This window comes from Parapedobacter koreensis (assembly GCF_900109365.1).
Classification (GTDB): domain Bacteria; phylum Bacteroidota; class Bacteroidia; order Sphingobacteriales; family Sphingobacteriaceae; genus Parapedobacter; species Parapedobacter koreensis.
In genome coordinates this window covers 48,077-72,003 of sequence record NZ_FNZR01000001.1, presented here as the reverse complement: position 1 = coordinate 72,003, position 23,927 = coordinate 48,077, and the positions used below count along the sequence as shown (strand labels likewise).

13 protein-coding genes are annotated in these 23,927 nt (G+C 52.6%); 6 read left to right on the top strand and 7 right to left on the bottom strand.

Features of this window, described 5'->3' with window-relative positions; translation table 11 throughout:
* Window positions 1-3 precede the first annotated feature (3 nt).
* A complete protein-coding gene (locus BMW65_RS00300) occupies window positions 4-1,266 on the top strand; it encodes a DUF4374 domain-containing protein (RefSeq protein ID WP_218145310.1) in 1,263 nt (420 codons plus the stop codon).
* 71 nt (window positions 1,267-1,337) lie between these two features.
* Here the strand turns inward: BMW65_RS00300 and BMW65_RS00295 are convergent, their stop codons facing one another.
* Window positions 1,338-1,718: a hypothetical protein gene (locus tag BMW65_RS00295; protein WP_090601868.1), complete on the bottom strand. Its 381-nt coding sequence runs from the start codon at window positions 1,716-1,718 to the stop codon at window positions 1,338-1,340.
* Between the two features lie 347 nt (window positions 1,719-2,065).
* Here BMW65_RS00295 and dinB point away from each other — a divergent pair, with 347 nt between their 5' ends.
* The 4 genes from dinB (at window position 2,066) to BMW65_RS00275 (ending at window position 11,748) form a co-directional block, all read left to right on the top strand.
* Window positions 2,066-3,262: a DNA polymerase IV gene (gene dinB, locus BMW65_RS00290; protein WP_090601866.1), complete on the top strand. Its 1,197-nt coding sequence runs from the start codon at window positions 2,066-2,068 to the stop codon at window positions 3,260-3,262.
* Window positions 3,168-6,179 (top strand): DNA polymerase III subunit alpha, encoded by a 3,012-nt coding sequence (locus BMW65_RS00285; RefSeq protein WP_245747425.1) that lies wholly within the window; start codon window positions 3,168-3,170, stop codon window positions 6,177-6,179. Before dinB ends, BMW65_RS00285 begins: the two co-directional genes overlap by 95 nt.
* 189 nt (window positions 6,180-6,368) lie before the next feature.
* On the top strand, window positions 6,369-11,324 hold the full coding sequence (locus tag BMW65_RS00280) for a hypothetical protein (RefSeq protein WP_090601863.1): 4,956 nt from the start codon (window positions 6,369-6,371) through the stop codon (window positions 11,322-11,324).
* Between the two features lie 13 nt (window positions 11,325-11,337).
* The gene (locus BMW65_RS00275) at window positions 11,338-11,748 is read left to right on the top strand and encodes a hypothetical protein (protein WP_090601861.1); all 411 of its coding nucleotides are present in this window, start codon (window positions 11,338-11,340) and stop codon (window positions 11,746-11,748) included.
* Here BMW65_RS00275 and BMW65_RS24025 read toward each other — a convergent pair.
* Window positions 11,745-11,888, bottom strand: coding sequence for a hypothetical protein (locus BMW65_RS24025; protein ID WP_177180934.1), 144 nt, complete (start codon window positions 11,886-11,888; stop codon window positions 11,745-11,747). The two genes, BMW65_RS00275 and BMW65_RS24025, sit on opposite strands and share 4 nt — an antisense overlap.
* Window positions 11,889-11,913: 25 nt before the next feature.
* On the opposite strand from BMW65_RS24025, the gene BMW65_RS00270 reads away from it, so the two are divergent.
* Entirely contained in the window at window positions 11,914-15,312 is a 3,399-nt protein-coding gene (locus BMW65_RS00270; protein ID WP_090601860.1) for a hypothetical protein, read from the top strand.
* A gap of 25 nt (window positions 15,313-15,337) precedes the next feature.
* Here the strand turns inward: BMW65_RS00270 and BMW65_RS00265 are convergent, their stop codons facing one another.
* From BMW65_RS00265 to BMW65_RS00245, 5 genes are read right to left on the bottom strand one after another with little or no spacing between them, the layout of a single operon-like run.
* Window positions 15,338-16,354: a nucleoside hydrolase gene (locus tag BMW65_RS00265; protein WP_143053743.1), complete on the bottom strand. Its 1,017-nt coding sequence runs from the start codon at window positions 16,352-16,354 to the stop codon at window positions 15,338-15,340.
* Window positions 16,355-16,387: 33 nt separating this feature from the next.
* On the bottom strand, window positions 16,388-17,776 hold the full coding sequence (locus BMW65_RS00260) for a glycoside hydrolase family 140 protein (protein ID WP_090601857.1): 1,389 nt from the start codon (window positions 17,774-17,776) through the stop codon (window positions 16,388-16,390).
* A gap of 14 nt (window positions 17,777-17,790) precedes the next feature.
* Window positions 17,791-19,920, bottom strand: a complete 2,130-nt coding sequence (locus BMW65_RS00255) for an outer membrane protein assembly factor BamB family protein (protein WP_090601855.1) — start codon at window positions 19,918-19,920, stop codon at window positions 17,791-17,793.
* On the bottom strand, window positions 19,920-22,142 hold the full coding sequence (locus BMW65_RS00250; RefSeq protein WP_143053742.1) for a GH32 C-terminal domain-containing protein: 2,223 nt from the start codon (window positions 22,140-22,142) through the stop codon (window positions 19,920-19,922). The genes BMW65_RS00255 and BMW65_RS00250 overlap by 1 nt, the downstream gene beginning before the upstream one ends.
* Window positions 22,143-23,915 carry a RagB/SusD family nutrient uptake outer membrane protein gene (locus tag BMW65_RS00245; RefSeq protein ID WP_090601853.1) on the bottom strand — a complete coding sequence of 591 codons (1,773 nt, stop codon included), beginning with the start codon at window positions 23,913-23,915 and terminating at the stop codon, window positions 22,143-22,145.
* Window positions 23,916-23,927 lie beyond the last annotated feature (12 nt).

Here is a 23,927-nt window from a genome sequence, read left to right as displayed (position 1 = left end):
ACAATGATTCCATTCAACACAACAATGCAACGTTTCAGGAAAAGAACCGCCATGGGCATGCTGGCCATGACCGTAATGACCATCATGGCCTGTACAGTTTCCTGCAATAAGGACGATTCCGGCACACCACCGCCAGCCAGCGAACAGTACTATACCCTTGCCGCGTGGGCGGATGAGCCGCAATACCTGGCTTCTGCACCTTCGCTCACCGAAGGCACGCTTTCGTTCGTGGGCAATGGGCTGGAGGCCGAAGGCTCCCGCTACCTCTGGCACAAAAACTACGTCTACCTCATGAACCTTCCGCAGAAGCGCTTCATCCAGTACGAGCTCGGCACGGACGGCAGCATTACGGAGAAAGCCTATATCCTTACGGATGGGGTGGTACCCAATTACTTTCAATCCTTGAACGTAGTGGATGACAATACCCTGCTGGTGCTTGGTGCCGTGGATGGCAACCGGGGAACGGCCGGTTGGGCCCGCATCAAGGTGCCGGAGTTTGAGGTGGTAGATAAAGGCACGCTGGAAGTGCCCTTTGATGAAGCCAACCCGGGCGTGGAATTTTTTGTAGGCCGTGGCTATGCGGACAATGGGCACTTCATCCTCGGCGGTTATTTCTATGACAATGCAAGCGGCGCATATGCCTCCGATGGTGTGAAAGCGCTGGTGTACGATTATCCAGCGATGACCAATATGCGTGTCATCCAGACGGATGTCACCTCTGGAGGCATCGGCTATGACTACCTGTCTTCGTTGGATACCGACGAAGCAGGCAACCATTATTTTGTGGCCAGCGCTGGCAAGTACTGGACCGGCAACGGGGGCAATTCAGGGATAGTGCGCATCAAAAAGGGCGAAACGCAGTTTGACCCCGATTACTTCTTTGATGTGACGAGCCAGGTTGGGCGAGCGGCATGCCTAATGGGTATCAACTACGTGGGCGACGGTATCGCCTTCGGTACGGTGCAGTACGAGGAGCTGATGACGCATGTGCGCGATCGCCTGCAAAACGTAGGTCAGGTAGTGAAACTCGACTTGGTAAATAAAATCGCAACGGTAATGAATACACCCCTCAGCCCCGTAGCCATGGTTCGTTCGCCCCTTGTGCAAGACGGCAAATACTATACAGCACTCTGCATTGCCGATGGCGAAGCCGCCTTGTATGAGTTTGACCCAAGTGGCGGTGCCGATTCGTTTAAGAAAGGACTGGCCTTAGATGCCGGAGGTTGGGTTCAAGTACAGCTTATCGCACCACACCCGGCCAATTAAGCAATTTTTATGTTGAGGCGTGTTCGCGCCTGCCGCTATCCGATAGCCTGTCGGCGTCGGGTAGCGGTATCTTACTTTATCCGCGTGATGACCACACTGATTTTTCCCGAGTTGTTGAAATAAAATCGTGGTGCATCATTTGCATACAGGTATAAAAAGCCTGAAGCTTTCATTTCCACCGTGTTGGTCTTCCCGATTTCGAAGTCGCGGCTTTTGTCAATGGAGCCAATCAATGAAAACCAATTGGCGTTTTGAAACCGTTTATAGCCATCAAATAGCCGCATATAAGATGCGGTATACCCATTCGCCCCAGTCTTGACGATAAAATCACGCCAGCGGCCTTTTGCGACAAATCGATAGGTCTGATTGGCGGAAACCTCCAGATCCGTTGCGTTCCACAGCTTCTTCGCTTCAACTTCTATTATCATGGCTTGGTTTACGGACAGTATCATAGTTGCCAGTTTTTCGGTAAGAATGCAAGGTTTAGTTTAATTTTACTGCTAAAATAGCAATACGAATTAAAAAATCAATGTATAAATTGAAAAAGTGTACAAAAGTGATAAGGTATGTAAGAAAGTAGTTAAAAAAATTACGTTTTTTTAATAAAAAACTAACCTTGGGCAAGGTAATAGGTTACGAACCACAAGTCAGCAAGCACCTTTACCGATTTGAAAGACGAGCGACCGAACTGCCTGTGAAAATTTTCGGGCTGTACCTCAGGATATTATCAACTATTTTTTGCTAAATATATTAGTATTTAGTAATATTGTACGCTGGATAAAAAGGAGGTTAGCAGTCCATGGAGCGACATATCATACATTGTGATCTGGATACGTTTTTCGTATCGGTGGAGCGGCTGCTGAATAGCGAGCTCGTGGGCAAACCGGTGCTGATCGGCGGAAGCAGCGATCGGGGTGTGGTGGCTTCCTGTTCGTATGAGGCCAGGCGTTTCGGGGTACATAGTGCCATGCCCATGAAGCTGGCATTGCGGCTATGCCCGGAAGCGGTGATTGTGCGCGGCGATCACGATAGGTATGCCAAATATTCGGGCACCGTCACCGAAATCATCGAAGAAAGTACGCCGGTGGTCGAAAAAGCCAGTATCGACGAACATTACCTCGATATATCGGGCATGGATAAGTATTTCGGCTGCTGGAAGTGGGCGCGCGAACTCCGGCAGCGCATCATGAAAGAAACCGGGCTCCCGCTCTCTTTTGGCTTGTCGGCCAATAAGACCGTCAGTAAGATTGCCACGGGAGAGGCCAAGCCCTGTGGCGAGTGGCTGGTCGAAGGGGGTACCGAAAAGCCTTTCCTGGCTCCGCTATCCATCCGCAAGATCCCCATGGTAGGCGAGAAGTCGTATGTGTTGTTGCGCAACATGGGCATCCACCGCATCCACACGTTGCAAGCGATGGAGCCATTCACCATGCGTCGCGTGTTGGGCGAGAATGGGGTGACCATCTGGCGCAAAGCCAACGGGTTGGATGATAGCCCGGTGGTGCCGTTTCGCGAGCAGAAGTCCATGAGCAAGGAGACGACCTTCCAGCAGGATACCATCGATGTCGGCATGTTGCGGCGCATCCTGATCAGTATGGTTGATGCGTTGGCATTCGACCTCCGCACAGACCAGAAACTTACGGGCTGTATCACCCTTAAAATCCGGTACTCCAATTTTGACACCCACACCCAGCAGGTGCGCATCCCCTATACCAATTCCGATCGCGCCATCACCGATAAGGTGATGGAATTGTTCGGCAAGTTATATAGCCGCCGGATGCTGATACGGTTGGTAGGGGTCAAATTTTCCAACCTCATCCATGGAGCCTACCAGGTTGATCTATTCAATGATACCCAGGAAGAAATCAACCTGATGCAGGCGATGGATCGCATCCGTCTGCGCTATGGTGAGCAGTATATCGGCAGGGGTATCTATTTGCCGGAAGGGGACTGCGACGGGCAGGCGAAAGGAGGGCACCATGCTGCTCAACCTGCATAGCTATTTTAGCCTTCGGTATGGCACCATGAGCTTGGATGACCTCATACAGGGCATGCTGCTCGGTGGGCATGATACGGCAGTACTCACCGATATCAACAATTCTTCCGGCTCGCTGGATTTCCTGCGCAAGGGACGGGAGCATGGGCTGAATATCTTGGCCGGCATGGAACTGCGCAATGGGGACACCTTGTTGTATGTAGGTGTAGCACGCAACCAAGCGGGCTTTCGTGAGCTGAATGAGTTCCGCACCCGTTACAATCAGGAGGGTAGGCTACTGCCCGATCGGGCACCCGAGTTTAAGGATGTCTTTGTAGTATACCCACATGGGACGACGCCTATCACGGCGTTGCGGGATTTCGAATACATCGGTATCCGACCCGCTCAATTAAACCAAATCCGCATGGAGCCCGTCGCCAATTTCGGGCGTTACGTCATCCTGGCCCCGGTCACCTTTGCACCGCAAGATTACAAGCTGCATCAGCAGCTCCGGGCCATCGACCACAACCTGCTGTTCTCCCAACTGGATAAATCGATGATCGCCGCGCCGGACGAAGTATTCGTCCCCCATGCCCAGCTGATGGCTTGGTATCGCGATTTCCCGCAGCTTATCCAGCATACAAACCGGTTGCTGGGGCAATGTTCCTTTGATTTTGATTTCAGCGTGGTCAAAAACAAGGCAACCTTCACCGACCACCACCAGCGCGACCGGGAGATGCTGCACCAATACACGATGGATGGTTTTGGCTGCCGCTATGGCAAGCATGATCATGCTGCACTGGAGCGCGTGACGCGCGAACTGGCGATCATCGAGAAGCTGCATTTTTCAAGCTATTTCCTCATTACCGACGATATCTGCCGCCATGCCCGTGGGCGTGGGTTTCACTACGTAGGGCGCGGCAGCGGTGCCAACAGTGCCGTCGCGTATTGCCTGGGTATCACCGATGTCGATCCCATCGCATTGCACCTGCCTTTCGAGCGTTTTCTCAATCCCAAGCGGCAGCGGCCGCCCGATTTCGATATCGATTTTTCCTGGAACGAGCGCGACACCATCTATGACTACATTTTCAACCGCTATCAATCGGGTCATACTGCACTCATGGGTGCCATGAGCACCTTCCGCAGCCGCAGTATCCTGCGGGAGTTGGGCAAGGTATACGGGCTTCCCAAGGCCGAGATAGACCGCTTGGTGAATGAGCCGGAAAACATGCTCAACAAAAACGAGGTGACCGATACCATCCTGAGCGTATATAACCGCATGACCGATTTTCCCAACCAGCGCACCATCCATGCATCCGGGGTATTGATTGCCGAGCTGCCGCTCACCAATTATTCTGCCATGGACTATTCCGCCAAGGGGCTGCCCACCATGCAGTTGGATATGCATGTGGCCGAGGATATCGGCTTTGAGAAGTTTGATATCCTCTCGCAGCGGGGGATCGGCCACATCAGGGATTGCCGGGAGATTGTTCGGCAGCGCACGGGCCAGGTTATCGATACGTCCAATCCCAGCCGGTTTTTTACCGATCCGAATATTGCCGCACAGCTCAAGTGCGCCAATACCATCGGTTGTTTTTACCTGGAATCGCCCGCCATGCGGCAGTTGCTCATCAAACTGCAGTGCGACAATTACCTCACGCTCGTGGCCGCCTCATCCATCATCCGGCCGGGGGTGGCCAGCAGCGGCATGATGGCCGAGTATATCAAGCGGCATCATCGCCCCGGCGACGTTGAGTACCCACATCCGGTATTCAAGGAGCAATTGGAAGAAACCTATGGCGTGATGGTCTATCAGGAAGACGTGATGAAGATCGCCAATGCGTACGGGGGCCTGGATATGGCTGATGCCGACGTGCTGCGCCGCATGATGAGTGGCAAGTCCCGTAGCCGGGATCAGCTAATGGAGATTGAGGGCAGGTTCTTTACAAATTGCCGGGCACGAGGATACGACGAAAAGGTGAGCCGTGACATTTGGCGGCAGATGGAAAGCTTTGCCGGCTATAGCTTCAACAAGGCACACAGTGCCAGTTTCGCCGTGGAGAGCTACCAGAGCCTCTACCTGAAAACCTACTTCCCTAAAGAATTCATGGTGGCCGTATTGAACAATTATGGCGGTTTCTACAACCGCAAGGTCTATGTCAATGAAGCCAAAAGGGCAGGTGCCCGGGTGGTCCTACCCTGTGTCAACCGCAGCGCCTTCAATGCCACGATCCATGGCGATGACATTTACCTCGGCTTCGATTGCCTGCTGCACCTGGAGGAAAGGCTGGCCCACCGCATTCCGGAAGAGCGCAAGGCCAATGGCCCGTATACCAGCTTGGAGAATTTCCACCTGCGCACGGGAGCAAGGCTGGAGCAGCTGGTGATCTTGATACGGGCAGGTGCCATGCGCTTCATGGGCACGGGCAAGAAGGAGTTGCTGTGGGAAGCACACCTGCTCTTATCCGGCGACAAAAAAGCCGTACGCAGCCCGGTGCTTTTTGAAACCATGAGCAGCAAGCCCGTGCTACCCAAGCTGGATACCTCGCCCATCGAGGATCTGTATGACGAGTTGGAACTCATCGGTTTCCCCGTGTCGGGCAGCTTGTTCGATTTGGCCAAGAGCACCTACCGGGGCGAAGCAGGGGCTGTTGATTTATTGCAGCACAAGGGCAAGACGATACGTATGGTAGGCGATTTCGTGATGGACAAGACCTTGAAGACCAAGCGTGGCGACGCCATGAAATTCGGTACCTTTCTCGATAAGGATGGTGTGTTTTTTGACACCGTGCATTTCCCGCAAACGTTGGGTCACTACCCCCTGCGCGGGGCAGGCCTGTACCTGATCGAAGGCAAGGTCATCGAAGATTTTGGTTGCCTGTCCATTGAGGTTGCCCGCTGCGGCAAGATGCCCCTCAAGCTGGATCCCCGGAGCGAATGAAATACAGGTTTTTATGTAACGTGCTGTAAAATACCTATTTATAGGTATTGCTATTCCTGTCCTTGGCTACTACTTTTGCTCTATATAAACAGCTACCAGTTAGACGCACTGCTGATACTACGGTTCATTACACGAATCACACACATATAAAATAGTAGTATTAACGTATAAACTCCAACATACAAGATCATGGCAAAAACACCCCAACCCCATATTTTGCAGCAGCTACTGCACAACCTGGATGTTTCCACCGGAGCCACACGGCAATCCGTCGCCGAGTTAGCCGGATTGCTGGAAAAATCTGTTGTAAACCGCCGTTCCGTGCAAGTCCTGGAACCCGGGGAAGCCATCGAAGTCGACTCGCCGGAGTATGAAGTCCTGAAGCGGGAAGTTGCTGTGCCGTCGCTGGGTGCCATCCGCGACTTCCGGTTTGCCGATTTGTCCGTGAAGCCCGACCATTCGCTGGGGCCGTTTATCACCGATTTGGGCCAGCAGGTATGGTTTGATTTCGTGAAATTCATCAAGGTGGGCAGCATCAGCGTGGCGGGCGACAGTGTGCCGATTTTGTATCTTTCGCTGAATACCTTGCTGTTGCGGTCCGTCACCGAACTAGCAATACCCAAGGGCAGCATTTGGATCCGTGCAAACTTATTGAACACCCAGGCACCAACGGATGGTTTTATCGGCTTTAAGATAAAAGGGGGTAAGATCACGTTTCGGACAGCTGTGCGACCATCGGCCACGGGCATCACCCTTACCGGCCAAAACACGTTTGCGCTCAGCCTCGAACTGGACAACGAGGTAGCAGCCACACCGGACGATACCTATGGCAAAGATGCGCAGCATGTGGAGTTGGATTTGCCCGAAACGTTGAACTTTGCCTATGCCGGCAAAAAACTTACCCTCAATCCCTTGGCATCGGGAATTGAGCTGACCGCTTTTGGCGATAAGCAGGCATTCTCCATGGCCAATACCACCTTTGGATACGACAGTGCGGAAAGCCTCCTTTACCTCGGCATTGCCCCGGTGGGCGAAAATGATTTTGCAATCGTGGAAAGTGCCTCGCCGTTTTTCTCCTTACAGGGCAAAACCAAAATCCTGAAAAGCTACTGGAAATTCAATAGCAGGCGGCTACCTGAAAACAAGGCCATCCCCGTGAGCCACAACGGCTTCCTGGAGGTGCAGTTTGCCGAAGGGCTTTCCTGTAGCTGGAGCGGACTGGAAAAGGCCCCTGAGCGCGTGCTTTTGCAAAAGGCGGTAGCCTACTTCCTGAAAGGAACGATACAAATCAAAGATTCGGCGGCCAAATTCGGCCCGCTGAGCGAGACACTTTACCTGTGGCAATACCCGGGCGACGACCGTTATACCGAAGAAAATGAGCCGCTGAATACCGAAGTCCGTGCCGATTTCGGTAAGCATCCTGATTTTCTCTTGCTAAGCTTGGGCCAGGGTACGGAAATTGTCGCGGCAAAGGCCGATCTGGATTTTCACATCAATAAACCCTTGCGTGCAGACGGCACACCGCTTTCGCCCGAGTCGCAGGGCAGTATGTATGTCAAGATGGTCAACAAAGCCAATAAATCGGTATCCCTCTTAGCGTATCCCGATGGTTTCAAAGACACCGCCGAGCAACAGCACCAGTTTGCCATTGAAAATGCATTCTTCACGACGGGTGGCCTAAACGGCCTGGCGCTTACAGGTACTCTTGATGCCGATAACCACGTGACGAAAGGAACCCTGGCGTTGAATTTTGACCTGTACCGACTGATCCCGTCGCTACCCCATCCCTATACAGGACGAATCAATTTTACCGATAAACACCAGTGGGACATTTACAGAAACCAATACCGTGGGATACCATCTGCCAACGGGTCGCTGCAAGCCATCTGCAGCTGGGAGCCTGCAGCAAACGGACGGGAAGTAGACGTCGATTTCACCATCAAGGAAAAGGTTTTACATCCAACTAACCTGGATAATCACCGCTTTTTGCTGGCCAAAGACGAACAATTATATAAGCTGGATTTCCGGCAGCATCAGCAGCTATTCCTGTTTGAGGATGAAGAAAACAAAAGGAGGAGCACGGAAGCTTTCACGCTCTTTGACGTAAGCACCAATTATGACCACCTTGGCATTTCCATGTCGTTCAACAACCTGCGGGCGCTACGCGAAAAACGGGCCGAAGGGATCAGTGTAGATGGTGAAAACATCGTCACCATCAGCCGGATGAACCTACAGGCACCGATGACCTTGCTCAACGGGATGACGCTGCCACACATCACCTGGGAGCCGTTTATCAACGAAACGGAAATACGCAATCCGGACGGAACCCTCAACACGGCGGAGCCCGTGCCCGGCTACCTGACGCAGGAGAACAACAGCTACCCGACGGTCTTCTCGCAGGTAGACAACCTGCCGGTTAACATCAATCCGCTGGATTACATCACCCGTTTCAAACAAAACCTAAATCCAGAGGAAGGCACATTTTACAATCAGGAAGCTGCGGACAGCCGGATATTTTTCACCTTGCCCAACGGGAAATTGTCCATCGCGAGCATCGAAAAATTTGACCCGGATAACCCTACGTTAGCGCAGAAACATTTGGAGTTCATTGTTCCTACATTCAAATCCGGTACACCGGCAGCGTTGACAGGGGGTACGCAATTCCGGATCGCGGCGTTTCAGCCGGAGACTGCGTTTGCGCCACCAAAAATGACCGGCTATACCCGGCAACTAAGGAGCATAAAAAATGATGCCGGGAAAACCGTACTGGGCGAATCGGTGCACTACATCTTCAACAATGTTTTTGCAAAGGACATCCATTATGAGCTGGGTGTGCCGCTCACGCATATCGACTTTTCGGGCTATGGTGCCTCCACATACAGCGATTGGCGTCGGCCATTGGCCAAATATGCATCCATCGCCCAAGCCAAATTCGACATCCTGCGTGGCCGCACGGCGCATGAGATCGTGCAGGCCGTGAGCATGATTTATCCGTATGGCATCTGTGCTACACGCACCATTTCATTTTTCAGGAAAAACAATGCGGTTATCTACCGGGAAGACTCCGGCTGGATAGCCCAAAGCGACGGCTTGTTCAGTTTTACGGTGCAGAATGAAGAAGACGGCACGAATTTGCCGAGCCGCTTTTCGTTTCACCCCGGCCTTTTCCTTGGCGCATACAACGTCAGGAATATTCAGGAAATCCAGGGTGATTACATCGATTTCGATTACAACCTGAGAGCGGGCGACTATTATAAGTTGGATACCGACCCGCTGAACATTTTTGAATACCAGCCGGGTGACAGTGTGCCGCAGCAACATGCACGCTTCATCGGTGTCACGTTTGACGCCGATGCGGCCATAGACGGCGTGGCCAATGAAGACGGCAGCAATCGCGTCGTCGGCAGGAAGTTCAAAGGCTATTTGCAGCTTGCTCCCGAAGGGGTGCCCATTCCTGCACACGCCCTGCGGGAGCTGATGCAGGGAAATAACGCTTCGCTTGGTGGAAATGTGGATTGCTTGGTAAATATTGCTGGAAGTGGGCAAATCCTGAAAGCCAGCCGCGTGGATATCACGGCTTCCTACCAGGAAGATAATGCCGCCGATCCGGCATTCATCGGTACGGTCAGGGGGTCGGTACAGTTGCCCGATGAAGGCAGCTGGAGCATGGTGGAGGTAGATGCCGACGGCGATGTAGGCACACTGCAAAATGACAAAAACATTTCGGTCATCAGAAAAGGCTTGAGGCAGCGGGGAGAAGACAAACTGATCATTGTTTATGCAGACGATCGATCCAAAATCGCTTTTCCCGATGCATTGCTTAATAATGGCTTCAAAAAGGTATATGGCATACTGCAAAATACCGGCACGCAAAAGATGTTATTCCGCGACCCGCTGCTGAAAAAAGGGCAACCCAGCAAACTATTTGCTGCTAATCCCCTATTGGCCGATGCATTCCGGCTGCTGGACAGCAAAGGACCATTCCCGAATATCAGCAAAGGGATTGAGATCCTTGATTCTGATGGCATCAATCCCGAATCCGCGATTGACATCCTACCCGGTATTGGCGGGCTGAAGAAGAAAATCGAAAATTACGAACTGCCCGATGCGATGAGCTTCAACATTTTCGGCGATGAGGACAGCGGCTTCAGGATATACGTCCACTATAAAAATGAAACCAGTAATCAGCAAACCAAAAAAACGCTCATCAATTACATCACCGATTCCTCACAGTCCCCTGCGGAGAAGATGAACAACCAGCTGGATAACCTGAGTATTTTGGTGGATCTGGCGTTCTTCAAACCGCTGCTTACCATTACCGGAGACTTCAAGTCCGGCATCAGCGTGAAACCGTCCTTGGACAAAGGGATCGGCCCACAGCTAAAGTTAGCCGAACCGCTGGAGAAGATAGCCCAAATACTCGAATTCCTGAGCGAGCTGAACATGAACAAACCCGTGGAGGCGATCCAAAAGGGCCTGAAAATCGCGATGAGCAACAGCGCCGATTCCTGGGAATACAAGTTCAAAGCCGATAAAGAACTGCCCGTTGTGCAATTTCCGTTTGATCCGATCAGTTATAATTCGCCTACCACGCCGCTCAAACTGGACGCCTACTTCAAGGTCGGTTGTTATTTCAACCAGCCCATTACCATTCCCAACACCATCAACCAGCTGGTGCCATCCGTTGGCGCATACCTGGAGCTTGGCGCAGAAATCAGGGTGATGTGTGTATCGCTTGCCGCAGCCACGATATATGCGGTGGGCAAAGCACAGGTGGGCCTTGCTGCCGACCTGAACAACCCGCCCACCCTGTACTTCAAATTCGGCTTCGGTGTAGAACTGGCCGTTGGACTGCCCGTCATCGGCAGTGTAGCCGTCACCTATATGGTAGGCATAGACATGGCCATCAACAGCGATGCGCTCGTCGTGGGCGCCTTCCTGTATTTCAGGGGAAGGGTAGAAATATTCGGTGGCATTGTCACCGTCACCATCGCCATTGAGGCCAAAGGAAGCATTGAAAAACAAAGTGGCAACGCGCCGACCAACATGGTGGCTTCCTGCACCTTTGCATTGGACATCAGCATCGCATTCGTCATCAATATAGACTTCACCGAAACGTGGACAGAAACCAGACAAATCGCTTAAAATCCTTACAATTATGAACAACGCATTGCTTAGCATATTGACCTTTCCGCAACGGTTTGAAAACGGAAAACTGTACTTCAACGTGCTGTTGATACCGCGGAATGTCAACCCATTGGCCAATTCCTTTGGCAGCGCCTTCCCGGATTTACCGGCATTTGCCGATGCGGAGGTATCCTTCACGGCCAAAATCATCGACAGCCTGGACGGATTGCCAGCGGCTACTCAGGTGACCGCCGAACGGTCGCCATACGCCGAATCGTCACATGCCGATTTCAGACCGGTATGGGAAGCCCTGAAAGCGCAAATCGAAAAAAGCGAGCAGATCACCGTGGATGACGTGGGCAACACGACGGAAAAAAAGTTTGAAGACACACGGGACAAATTCAAAAACGTTTCCATCAAAAAATATTTGCCGCTGAGCTAACTGAAATCGTTCAATTTCACCAAACCGAAAACCCGGTTTGCCATCATTGACGACGAATACGAATGCGCCATAAAAAACAAATCCATATCGCCCCAAGACGCATCCAGCCACCGCAACAGCATTTCCTGGGGGAAGCTCATTGCCTACTGCCTGAGAAATCCGAAGTTGGCCGAAAAAGCAGGGTTGATTTACCGATTTTCCATTGATCTCAGCCAGCACGAATTCGATGGAGGCGGCTGGTTATACACCGAACTTGCCGACACGTCAGACCTTTATGTCCTACAGCAGCCCGGATCGGGCAGCGGGTCAGCCATTGGCCATGTACTGCGGTATGCCACCCGGATTCCTGCGCTGAAGGCATTCCGTGAGGCCGCAGATCCCGCGGCGCGGAGAAGAAACCTCTTCGCCGCCGTGCTTTTCCCGATAGCTGATGCCAATCCCACGGCCGGTTACGACGAGCTAATCGCCGAATCCATCTTATATGACGATGGGTTTGCCAAGATTGTGCATGCCAACCAGCCGGTCAACCAAGACCTGTTGCAGGAGACGGACAAAACCAACCCGCCCATGAAAGACGCAGGCATCCGCCTTGGCTGGGACGATGAGCAGCTATCCATCTGGTACAACCGCCAGCTGGACCAGAAAAATGAAAATGGCACCGCCGTGGATTCGCCACTGGGCGTATTTGCTTATGCGGTAGATGTACGGAAAGCGGATGACACAACTTGGCATCCGCAAAACCGGGTGATGGCCAATGCCAACATCCTACTCAACGGGCAGGTGGCTATCCTGGCGGCCGGTGACGATCTCGAACTGGGTACGGAAGTACACCCCGTATCGCATGGCCATGCCGCAGCAGATGGCTTCTGGCTCCCGATGTATTATGCCGGCTGGATTGGCAAGTCGCTGGCCATTCCCGACAAGGATGCCGAAGAAATCTCGCAGCTGCCGCTCAAACAAACCTTCCATCCCTATCGGCAACATCCGGATGACCGGGTTGAACTGTTATACGGAAATAAGTATCATTTCCGTGTGCGCCTTTTGGACGTCAGCGGCGGCGGTGCCACGGCGACGGACGAACCCCTGAATGGTGGGCAAAAGCCCGAAGCAAGCCTGCATTTCAAAAGGCACACCGCCGCTGGGACCTTGCATATCCTCAATGTAAAAGAAACTTTCGCTAAGCAACATTATGAAACGGATGCCGACGGCCAGATCATCGATTCCCCGGCGAATGTTTCCATTGATACGGGCGTGTTGGAAAACCTATTGGATGCTGATCAAGTGCTACGTATCAAACGGCCGTTGCTTTCCTATCCCGCCGTAGCCTTCACTGGCAAATATGCGCAAGTCACGGATAAATTGAAGGCTATTTTGCAGGATTTGGATCCAGCAGTAAAATCGGTCGAACTTGGCTTGCCCGACCCCGATGTGGATTATTTCAAGGTCAAGGTGGAGGTGAAATCGCTGGAAATGGACAATGTGGGAAAAGAGCCATATTTCCTCTTGTACGAAAAGCTGTTCAGGCTGGATGAAGCACCGGATGATTACAGCCAGACCTTTGGATTGGAGATCGTTTACAAAGACTTCGCCCAGCTGACATATGCAAGCTTTGACGATACTGGCTCTTCCCGCCAGCTCGTGCTGCCCACCTCCCGCAATCTACGAATTTCCCTCATCCCCGTCATCAGCCAAGCCCAAGCCGGTGAAGGCGCCGCAAGCCACGATTATGCAGACGAGTCCGTTTATGAAGGAAAGGCAGTCCTGTTGTCGGCATTCAAGGCCGCTGCCGATGAGCGTCACCTGCTATCGCCCATCAATGGCGGTTTCCGTGCCTTTTACCTGCAGCCAGACCATCATACTGAAGCCCATACCGTCGGGCAAAAGAAACAAACAGCGATTGGTTATCAAGCCATCCCCCTTAGCATCCAACTGCCCAAGACATCCGTGGAGCTGGCCAGGCTTGCCAATCAGCTGGATTTGGTGGCCAGGAACCTGACGCTGGAAGCACCACGCGGGTACCGCATACAGTTTGGCTGCTCCAAAGAGATCCGGCATTCGCTTGCTCCAGAGGCCTCTTCACTGACGCTTTCTGAAAATTCCGAACTGTTCAACCAATGGATTGTCGCCGTGGATTTCAGTATTTTACGGGATTGGGCTTGGGACGCGCTCGACGTCAGGTCTATCCACATATTCCGGAAATTAAAAAACGAAAAAGACGAAAAATTTGGGGATGAAGCGCTTGCCGGCACAGTAGATTTGATTGACACGGCAAACATCAAATCGTTGCTGGATGACGTCCAACGGGATCACACCCGCTTCATATTCCTGGACGCCATCGACCCGAAGAAAGTCAATAAAACATTTCCCGATGAAATTTTAGCTACCTACCGGATTCAACTGAACTTCAAGAAAGGATACGAACATACGCAACTCGATGACGATATCGCAGCAACCCTGCATCTACCAATCACCATCATCCCCAGGCAAGTTCCGAAGCTGGTTTCCGCTGGGACGGCCTTGTCGCCGTATACCTATGATGAGGCAAAGTATACCTATACCAACCCCAGGCAAAAATTCCTTTGGCTGGAGTTTGAAGAGCCACCACAAGATCCGGACGATGCCTACTTCGTCCGGGTGCTCAACCATGCACCGGATCCCTTGCTATGCCGCGTAGATGCCGAGCTGCTGGGTGTTGACTACCAGGACGCGTCTTTCACTATCGATGATGAAAAAATACGCACCATTATTCCGGGGATGAACAACGACTATGTCGGCATGGGCGCCATGCAGGAAATGATTCCCGAAGATACGGTGGACGGAAAGCCGGGCAGGATATACATGGTGCCGCTCCCGCAAGGATTACATGCCAATAGTGACGAACTATTTGGATTCTTCACGTATGAAATCCGGGTAGGGCACAAGCGGACATCCTGGAGCACCGCCCAGGGCCGATACGGCAGGCCCTTGCGTGTCAATGGCGTGCAGCATCCCGCTCCGGAGCTTGTTTGCAGTGCTTTCAGGCGATCCAAGGTGGAAAAGCTTGCACCCATGTTTAGCGAAATCGTCATTTCAGCACCCTTTGCCGCGGCGGTGTCAAATGGGAAAAACGTTGCCGCCTATCCACCCCAGACGTCCCTATGGTACCTGTTGTATACCCAAGTCGTGCAGGCAGACGGTAAAAGCTACCGCAACCTGCTGATCGAATCCGGCCACCTTCCGTACCAGGTCAAGCTGGACAAAGCCACCAACCGATATCTTAAAGCCGATCACGTCCGCTTGGGTTCTACCATGCTGAACTTAAAAACAATCCGTGAAAAGCTGAAAACACTCGGTTTGCCCACCAACAGCAGCCTGAGTGTACTTGCCGTAGAAATGTTTCCCTTGGAAAACGAATGGCAATACAATGTGTACCGGGAAAAGATTCATAACGATGACGAGCTGTTTGTCAATGAACACGCAAGGCGCACGATCGCCAATCCGCTGACCGATCAGCTGTCCAAATTCAGGATTTACCGGTCGTCGGCTTTGGTGTCCATAGCTGATTTCTGCTGCGATGATTGCTGATCGTGCCGGAGGCAAATGGTGCGGGCTATTTCTCAGGAACGTGCAACATCAATGTTTCGATAACCGCTTCAATGTGGGCATACGGGTATTTATGCGTTAAAAAATAGTGCTCCTTGTTTGCCAATGGATTCCACGTGTTGAATCCGTTGTTATCCACAACAAACTGTCCCGGTCCATTGACATAGAAATAATCTTCCGGATTGCGCACAGCGGCCAATACGGTGGTTTGATCCCACGATGGCCGGCTCGTTTTCGCTTCGTCTTCGTAGGTCTTCAAATTATAGGCATAGGCAGCCGCTACCGGACCTGCTTTATCGCCCTTTTCGTTCAATGCACCACCGGTGAAGATTTTTGATCCGATTTCAAAGCCGCTGATCAATAGCGGTTTAGGCCATTGGCTGACGGCATCATAAGCGGCCTGTGCATCTTCGACGACGTTAAATTCTTTGCCTTCGGGCAGGTTCCCTGCCATGGCCACCCATTGTTTTACTTTCGCTTTTACCAATTCCATGCCGGTCAATGCTGAATATGCATCCGGGGGAGACGCCAACAGGTCACTGATGTTCGATAAGAAGCCCACGGTGACGATGACTACACTGTTGTCCGGCTGTGCGGCAAGCACCTTGCGGTACACATTCACGGCGCCGGGATAGGTACGGTTGATGAGATCCGGTGCATACTGTTTTAAGATCAATTCATTCCAATTGTTTTTGGCGGTATAGTCAGGGGCATCGTCAGCAGGTATCCCTATTGGTAGTTCAGGCCGACCGAAATACCGGTTGAACAGTTCAATAGTCGGCGCAATGGTGGCATGCCCGGCACTGGCCACGGTTGCCAGTATTTCGCACTCGCCACTATCCGCCAGGGCGTGTAGCACAGCAATAGCGCCTACATCATCATAATCCGGACCCATATCGGTGTCAAAAATAATCTTCGGGATTTCCTTTCCTGGTTTGATCTGCGCTGTCCCTTGCAGGGATACACCGGCCATCGCTATTACCACGGTTAGGCAGTACGGTAAATAAATAATTTTGTTCTTCACGTTTAATAAATTAAATAGTAAACAGTAATTTTCTTAATTCAGCACATAGTCCAACATCAAAACCCAATCATTTCCGCGGCCCCGGGTTGGCGGAGAAAATTTGGTCACTCCATGGGCTGCCATGCGTCCCGCATGTTCCTGATCGCCCGTGCGGGGATTAAACCAGGATGCACGGATCTCCTCGGCATCGCATAAGGCTAGATTCAGCAGGGCGTCTGAGCCGGTAGGAATGTATACCAATACGTAGTTATCGCCGCGTGCCGCTACAATCCAATCCGTTTCCGGCACGTACGTATTGGTTATCAACTCGGGAAATGGACGCATTTGGCTGACCGGCCGCGACGACAGCAAGTTGCGTGCGTGAATAATATCCCAGGCACCGGGCAAATCCAAATCTTGGTGCCAATAACTCCTTGCCAGTCCTACGGGTTCTTTCGTTTCGTCCCGCATCTGCCAGATGGAATGGCATCCGTAGGTATAGCCGAACCCCCCGGAAAACAGTGACCAGTACAGCGTTTGCCTGACGTCTGCATCATCAAACCATCCGAAGACATCCGGTGCCCAATTGACGGGATGGTTTTCGTATCGGGGTTCCGCATCCATGACGGGTTTAATGGGGGTACGGTGGTAGTCCGGCAGGAACAACCGTTTGTAGATTGCAAAAGACCGCTGTGCATGACCGGTTTGTACCATGTTGAAATCGAGCCAATCCGACTCGTGGAACCATTCGGCAGAACTCCGTTCACCCTGTGGATGGAAAGTCATCAGATGTACATTATCCACCGACCTGATGCCGCAGGCCATTGCATCCCAGATTTCGAAATTCTTTCCTCCGCCGGATCGGTCGCCACCGATGATCCAGATGATGTTCGGGCAAGCCCTGTAGCGTTCGCCAAGGAATTTTCCGTATGCGAAAGCATTTTCCGGCGTGAAGATTTCCGGGCCTACGCCCCATTGTTTGTCCACTTTATCGCCCCATGTAGGCAGCATGCCGATAAATAATCCCTTTTCCCGGGCTTTTTGCACCACCCAATCCACATGGGCAAAATACGGTTCGTTGGGAAATAAGGGATTATTGTCCATGAGCGGAGTAGCCCCTTCTGGGGTAGGTGTACCAAGACCATCCAATTCGGCTAATACGACGGCCTGGATGACCGTAAATCCCTTTTCACGCCTGTTTTCAAGGTATCGTTCGGTATTTTTCTTGTCCAGCCGGTGGAACAGTTCCCACGCCGTATCCCCAAAATAGGGGAAGGGCTCACCGTTTTCAAATACGATATGCCGTTTTGATGTATCGACCATCAACCTTCCGTGGTTGAAATCCACAGAAGGCCCAGTCCACCTGGCCTCCTGCGCATGGAGTTGCTGTGTAAGCGAGCAGCACATCAACATAAAAGCAAAAAATAAACTATTGGTTTTCATCTTCTTATAGTTGATTAATCGGGTAATGAATAGGCTACATAAGCGTCGCCCTTCGGTGTGCCCAGTTTCGTTCCACCCGCCGCGACGACGATGTATTGTTTTCCGTTTACGGCATAGGTACTGGGGGTTGCAAAGCCGGGAGCAGGTAGGCTCGCTTCCCAGAGCAGTTTTCCGGTTGTCTTATCAAACGCCCTGAACATGCCGTCTTTTGTTGCGGCGATAAATAGCAGCCCGCCTGCCGTGACCACCGGCCCGCCGTAGTTTTCGGTTCCCGTTGGGGCATATCCACGGGCGGAGAGTTCCTTGAATTCCCCCAGTGGCCGCTGCCACACGTGCTCGCCCGTATTCAGGTCAATGGCGGTCAGCGTTCCCCACGGCGGGGCTATCGCCGGGTAACCCTGGTTATCCAAAAACTTGTTGTAGCCATCAAATCGGTATGGCGATTGGGACTGCAGCGCGCTGGTAACAGTTGTTGCCTCTTGGGCTTCTTTTTTTTCAGCGCCGAGTAAGAAATCAATAATCGCCTGCCTGTCCAAAGCAGTTAAGTGGCCGAATCCGGGCATCATTCCCTTTCCATTTATTACGATTTTTTCGAGTTCCGGGCGCCGGAAGGATTTCTTCACATCCACTAATGCCGGGTATCCGCTGCTGGGATAACCTGTTAAATCCACGCCATGGCAGGCTGCACAGTGTTTATTAAATAATAGGTTTCCGGTCGTAAGTCCAGCAGATTCGTCGTCTTCTTCCTTGGGCGACAAGCTGAACAGCCAGGCCATCTCATTGGCGTTGACGTACATTATGCCCTGGTCATCCACTGCCGCTCCGCCCCACTCTGCGCCGCCATCCGCGCCCGGAAACAAAATCGTCTGCTTACCCACCGCCAGTGGCTGAAATACTCCTTTGTTTGCGGCATGGTAGACGGCCACCAATTCCTCCCGGTTTTCGGCCAGGCCGCTGATATCCGTTTCAGCCAGTTGCTGCCTGGCAAAGGGCTTGGGCTGGGTAGGGACGGGTTGTGTAGGCCAGGCCGTCTCGCCCGCCACGCTGGAAGCGGGGAACGCCTGCTCTTCAATCGGGAATATCGGTGTTCCCGATTCCCGGTCAAACACGAATACATGGCCAGACTTCGTCACTTGGGCCACGGCATCCGTTTTTTTGCCCTGGCGGCTCAGGGTCACCAAGTTTGGCGGAGCGGGCAAGTCCCTGTCCCAAATATCGTGGTGGACAAACTGATAGTACCAAATCAACTTTCCCGTGCGCGCTTCCAATGCAAGCAGGCAATTGGCATACAGGTTTTTCCCGTGCCGTCCGCCGCCGTAAAAATCGAACGCCGGCGACCCTGTAGGTACATAAAGGATACCGCGTTTGCGGTCTACTGCCATACCGGCCCAACTATTTGCTCCGCCGATGGTTTCGTGTTGTTCGAACCCCTCCGGCCAGGTCTCATACCCTGGCTCGCCCGGCCGGGGAATCGTGTGGAACACCCAGGCCAATTCGCCGGTTTTTACGTCAAAAGCCTGGATATGGCCCGGCGCGGCGCCATCCCCTTCGCCCACGCGAGTGGGCATCACGATCAGGTTTTCGTACAGCGTGCCGGGCGTGGTGGAACCCACGAATTTGTCTTTGGCTGCCGGTCCGAGACCGGATTTCAAGCTTACCCTACCGCCTTCGCCAAATGCTTGGACAACGGCACCGGTACGCGCATCCAGGGCCGTCAGCCACTCCCCGTACGCAAATAGGATCCGTTTATCGCTGCCCGATTCCCAGTAGGTGACACCCCGGTTTACATTGCCCGAGAAGCCGGTGCTGGATTTGTTGATCCACAACTCCTGTCCGGTGGCTGCGTTGAGCGCAAAGACAAAGTTTGACGCGGTCACACCATACAGCACATCGCCTACGATGATGGGGTTGCATTGCACTTGCCCCGAATCGCCCGTGTGGTAAACCCATGCTGGCTGCAAGTCGGCCACATTGGACGTGTCTATCTGGCTGAGACGGGAAAAGTGGTTCCGTTCCGGGCCGCCCAGGTACTCGCCCCACTCGATATAGTTGGCAGGCGTATGTCCGCATCCCGCCACAAACAGCTGGCAAATGCCTAGTACCGTGGCGATCGCAGGAACCGCTAGTTTTCCAAGTTTTTTCATTACATTTTCGGTTGGATATTCCAAATGGTTAATGAACCGACATCAATCGTCCCGGTACTGCAGAACGGCCGGATGGCAATCGTGCTGCAATCGCCGTTGAGTACCCCCGTGCAAGACTGTCCGTTGACAAATACCTCTATTAATGAACCGTCAATAATCACGCGCATAGACGCTGATCGGCTGTCTTGCGGCAGGAAAGCGGGTGCGTCTCCCAGTTCGGGATAGTCCACCGGTACCTTTATACCACCCTTCACGCCGAATCGGTTTGATGTCAAATCAAAAAAGACGACCGCGGTATCCGCCGAATTTGTACCCGAGGCAATGTGAAACCCAAAAATCCCTCGCTGGCCATTTGGCACTTCGATCACGACATCTGCCCTTCCGTCTTCCAATGTTACGAATTTTTTCTGGACAGCCGCATCCAGCCGAAAATTAACGCTGCTGCTGTGGAGTTTCCGTAACTTATCGAGTTCAGGAACCGGCGTTTGTGTCAATCGCCCATCGACGAGCTCCAGCACCCGCGGTGTAACGTGGGTGCCGGACCACCGGATGCCGCCTACTTCGCCCGAAGCATAGAGCTGCAGCGCGTGGATAATCCGCCGTTGGCTGCCTTGTGGCCCGGCGGCATCCACCGTCAACGGATTGAAGCAATGAAACGGATTCAGGTAATCAAGTAACATGCCCTCGGCATTGTCCGGTATAAATGCCGGCTTATCGCTATCAAACGTACCTACCCAGTATCGTGCAGGTCTGGTGCCCAGCATCAATACGTATTTATCACCAAAAGGCAATAGATAGGGGTATTCCGCAAAGCCCCATTGCTGTTGGTTGTCTTTCGGTTCGCGGTGTTTACGCGCATTGAATATGGTCCCACGCGTTTCCCAACGCAACAGGTCGGTCGAGGCCAGTAGGACGATATCATCGCCTAAGCTGTCCGCAGATCGCCCCCAGTGCTGCCGTGTGGTCAGCGCGTAGTAGGTATCTTCGTCTTTCCACACATGGCCATCGTGATGTTCCATATCCGACATGACCAGTTTCTTGTTTCCGAAAGTTATCAAGTCATCGTCGCTTTCCGCCATTACGCCATATTTTCCTGTTTGGCCTAAAGCCGTATAGAACATCCGGGGCCGCTGCTGGTCCGCTAGCCATATATTGCCAAGCCATATGCCGTAGGTATCCAGCGAATCGTCCGGCCAAAGCGCTATTGGATAATCATCCCAATGCAGCAAGTCGTCGCTCACGAAATGCGCCAATGGCGTATAAGCCAGTAGCGATATCATATTCCGGTAGCTGTACAGGTGGTATTTTCCGCCATGGTATACTGCTCCGGCAGGATCCAGGATAGCGTCCATTGGCGCCGTAAGGTGAAAAGACGGCCGCCGCGGATCCTGGGCCATGTAGTGCCGCATGGTCTTTCCAATCTCGCGTACCTGTTTCACGTCACCTGCACGCGATCGCTCAAAAAATGCATCGTAGTGCCTGTACATCGTGCTGGCCGCGTCTTCTTGGGCTCCATCGATGCGCTGCACATGGCAAAGGTCGGCTACGGCGCGCTCGCTGAACGGGTAATCCCAATAGGCTACATAGCGTATATAGCCTCTGAAACGCCTTTCGAAGAGAAAGTCCTGCACGGCTTTCGGAAAATTCCCGACCGGCGGATCAGCCGCTTTCCATGCACCGATGAGTACCGCACCCGGCACCTGTGGCTGAATAACCCCCTGTAGCTGTTTGGTCAACAACCGGACGCCATTGACTACCACGTCCAACTGCCTGTCTCCATAGCTGACCACCACCTGATGCCATTGCCCCATGGCCATCTTTCCGATCGGTATTTCCCGGTACATACTGCCCCGCTTGTCCCCTACACTCGCCATCAGTACCAGGGTGCCGCCATCGGTGATGGCCATGGACAGGGTGGGGGTCCAAAAAATCCCCCCGGCCTGCTCGGGCTTAATTTCCAATGCAAGTGTGCCGGATACCGGTAGTCGGCTGCCAAACCGGCGATGGGCTACCTCTAAGTAGCCGTTACCGGTGAATAATGCGCCGTCGTTGCTGTCAAAGCTTATCCCGTCGCCAACGAACCTGTCCCATGCCCGCTCTTCGGTATGCAAGTTGGTGAATACACACCGGTATGTGGCTCCGGCCAGTGCATCGGACGTCGTAAGACCTGCCCATGCATAAGCGTAGCCACACACCAAACAAACGATCAACGACGTCCTCACTTAATACCCGGGATTTTGTATCAGCGTCGGCATTCCACCGATCGAACTGTTAATGATTTCCGTCTGTGGCACGGGCAGGTATTCGCTCTTGCCCGGTGTGAATGACGCGCCGTTGAGGTACGTCCGCTTTTCTTTTTCAGCTTGGAGGTAGGTGTTCAACACCTGATCGGCGATGTCCCAACGGACGAGGTCGTAAAACCGGTGGCCTTCCATGGCCAATTCCAACCGCCGTTCAAACCGGATGGCCTGGATAGCGTAGTCTTTCGAAGGCCAGGGTGCAGTGTACGGTTCGACATGATAATTAGCCGCTGGGGCAGCCGTTTCCATACCATTCGCATCCAACTTTTTGACAGCACAACCATTCTTAGCACGATTCCGGATTTGGTTGACATACTGGCGTGCTTTTTCCAAATCACCCAGTTCGGCTTCGCACTCGGCAGCCCATAGCAACACGTCCGCAAAACGGATGACCGTGTAATTATTCGCGTTAGGGCCACCAGCCCATCCCGTGGTAGTCGATTGCGTGCCCTGTTCCTCTTTTCGGTACGAACGTTTTTTTGGCGAATAAGGCCCACCGTCTCCGGCTGGATTTACCCAGGTTTCGCCGCCGTGAAGCCCCCAGTCGAGGTAGGCGATACCCCGTCTCCCAACGGTATGATCCAGCCGAGGGTCAAGGGGTGTCTCCCCGTCAGGTTCGAACGGGTCGGAAGACCGGATGCCCTCATCATTTTTCAGGTCATTGTTATTAAATGAATCAAACATCGGAAGGCCGTCGGCTGAAGTTTTAAAGGCATTCACCAGGTTTTGTGAGGGCTGGAAAAAACCACAGCATTGGCCCGGCCCCACCAGTGGAAAATTCAGATGCTCGCCATAGTTGGCATTCAACGGTCCACCGCTGCCATCATTGACCGACATTTGCACGGCGAATACCGATTCTTTTGAATTTTTGGTTGCAATGCGGAAATTGTCATAGTAGCAGTCATTCAGGCCGTACTTCAGGCCATTGGCCGTAATCCCATTGGCAATAATATCATCAAGTAATGGCTTCGCTTCCACAAATTTACGCTGGAAAAGATAGCATTTGGCCAGAAAAGCTTTGGCTGCCCATGTGTTTGCCCGGCCCACCTCCGCCTGGGTTGGCGGTAGGTTATCTGCTGCAAACTGCAGGTCGGCCTCAATGAACGGCCACGCTTCCTGATCGTTTGCTACGCGCGTATCAAACATCGTTTCGTCGATGATCGGGACGCGGAAATAGATTTTCCGGAGTTCAAACAGGTAATAGCCCCGCAGGAAACGTGCCTCGGCCGTTTTGCGGCTTGCAAAATCCGGGTCGAGGCCTTCCGTTTTGGCGATTACCCGCAACACTTCATTTGACCGTGAAATACCGTCATAAAGCGCAATCCACTTATCCGGAACGAAATTATTGGCAGGCAAGATGCTGTTGCGTTCGAATGCGTTCATCTCCGCCTGATCGGATTGCGTAGATCCCTTGTATGCATCGTCGGATGCGACATCGCCAATCAACCAGTTGGTCACTGCGGAGGCCCTGCCTTCGTTTCGACCGGTCCACCCGTCGGTACTGGCCCCCACGCCATCGAGCAATGAATATGCACCGATGAGCAATTTGTCAATACCTTCGGGGTTCTGCATCTGTACCTGGCTGGCTGTTCCTAATGGTGGTGTGCTGAAAAAATCTTCCGAACACGCTGTAAATAGTGCCGCTATCAGGATTCCTTTGCCTACACGGCTTATATTGATGAGGTTGTACTTCATTTTTATGATATG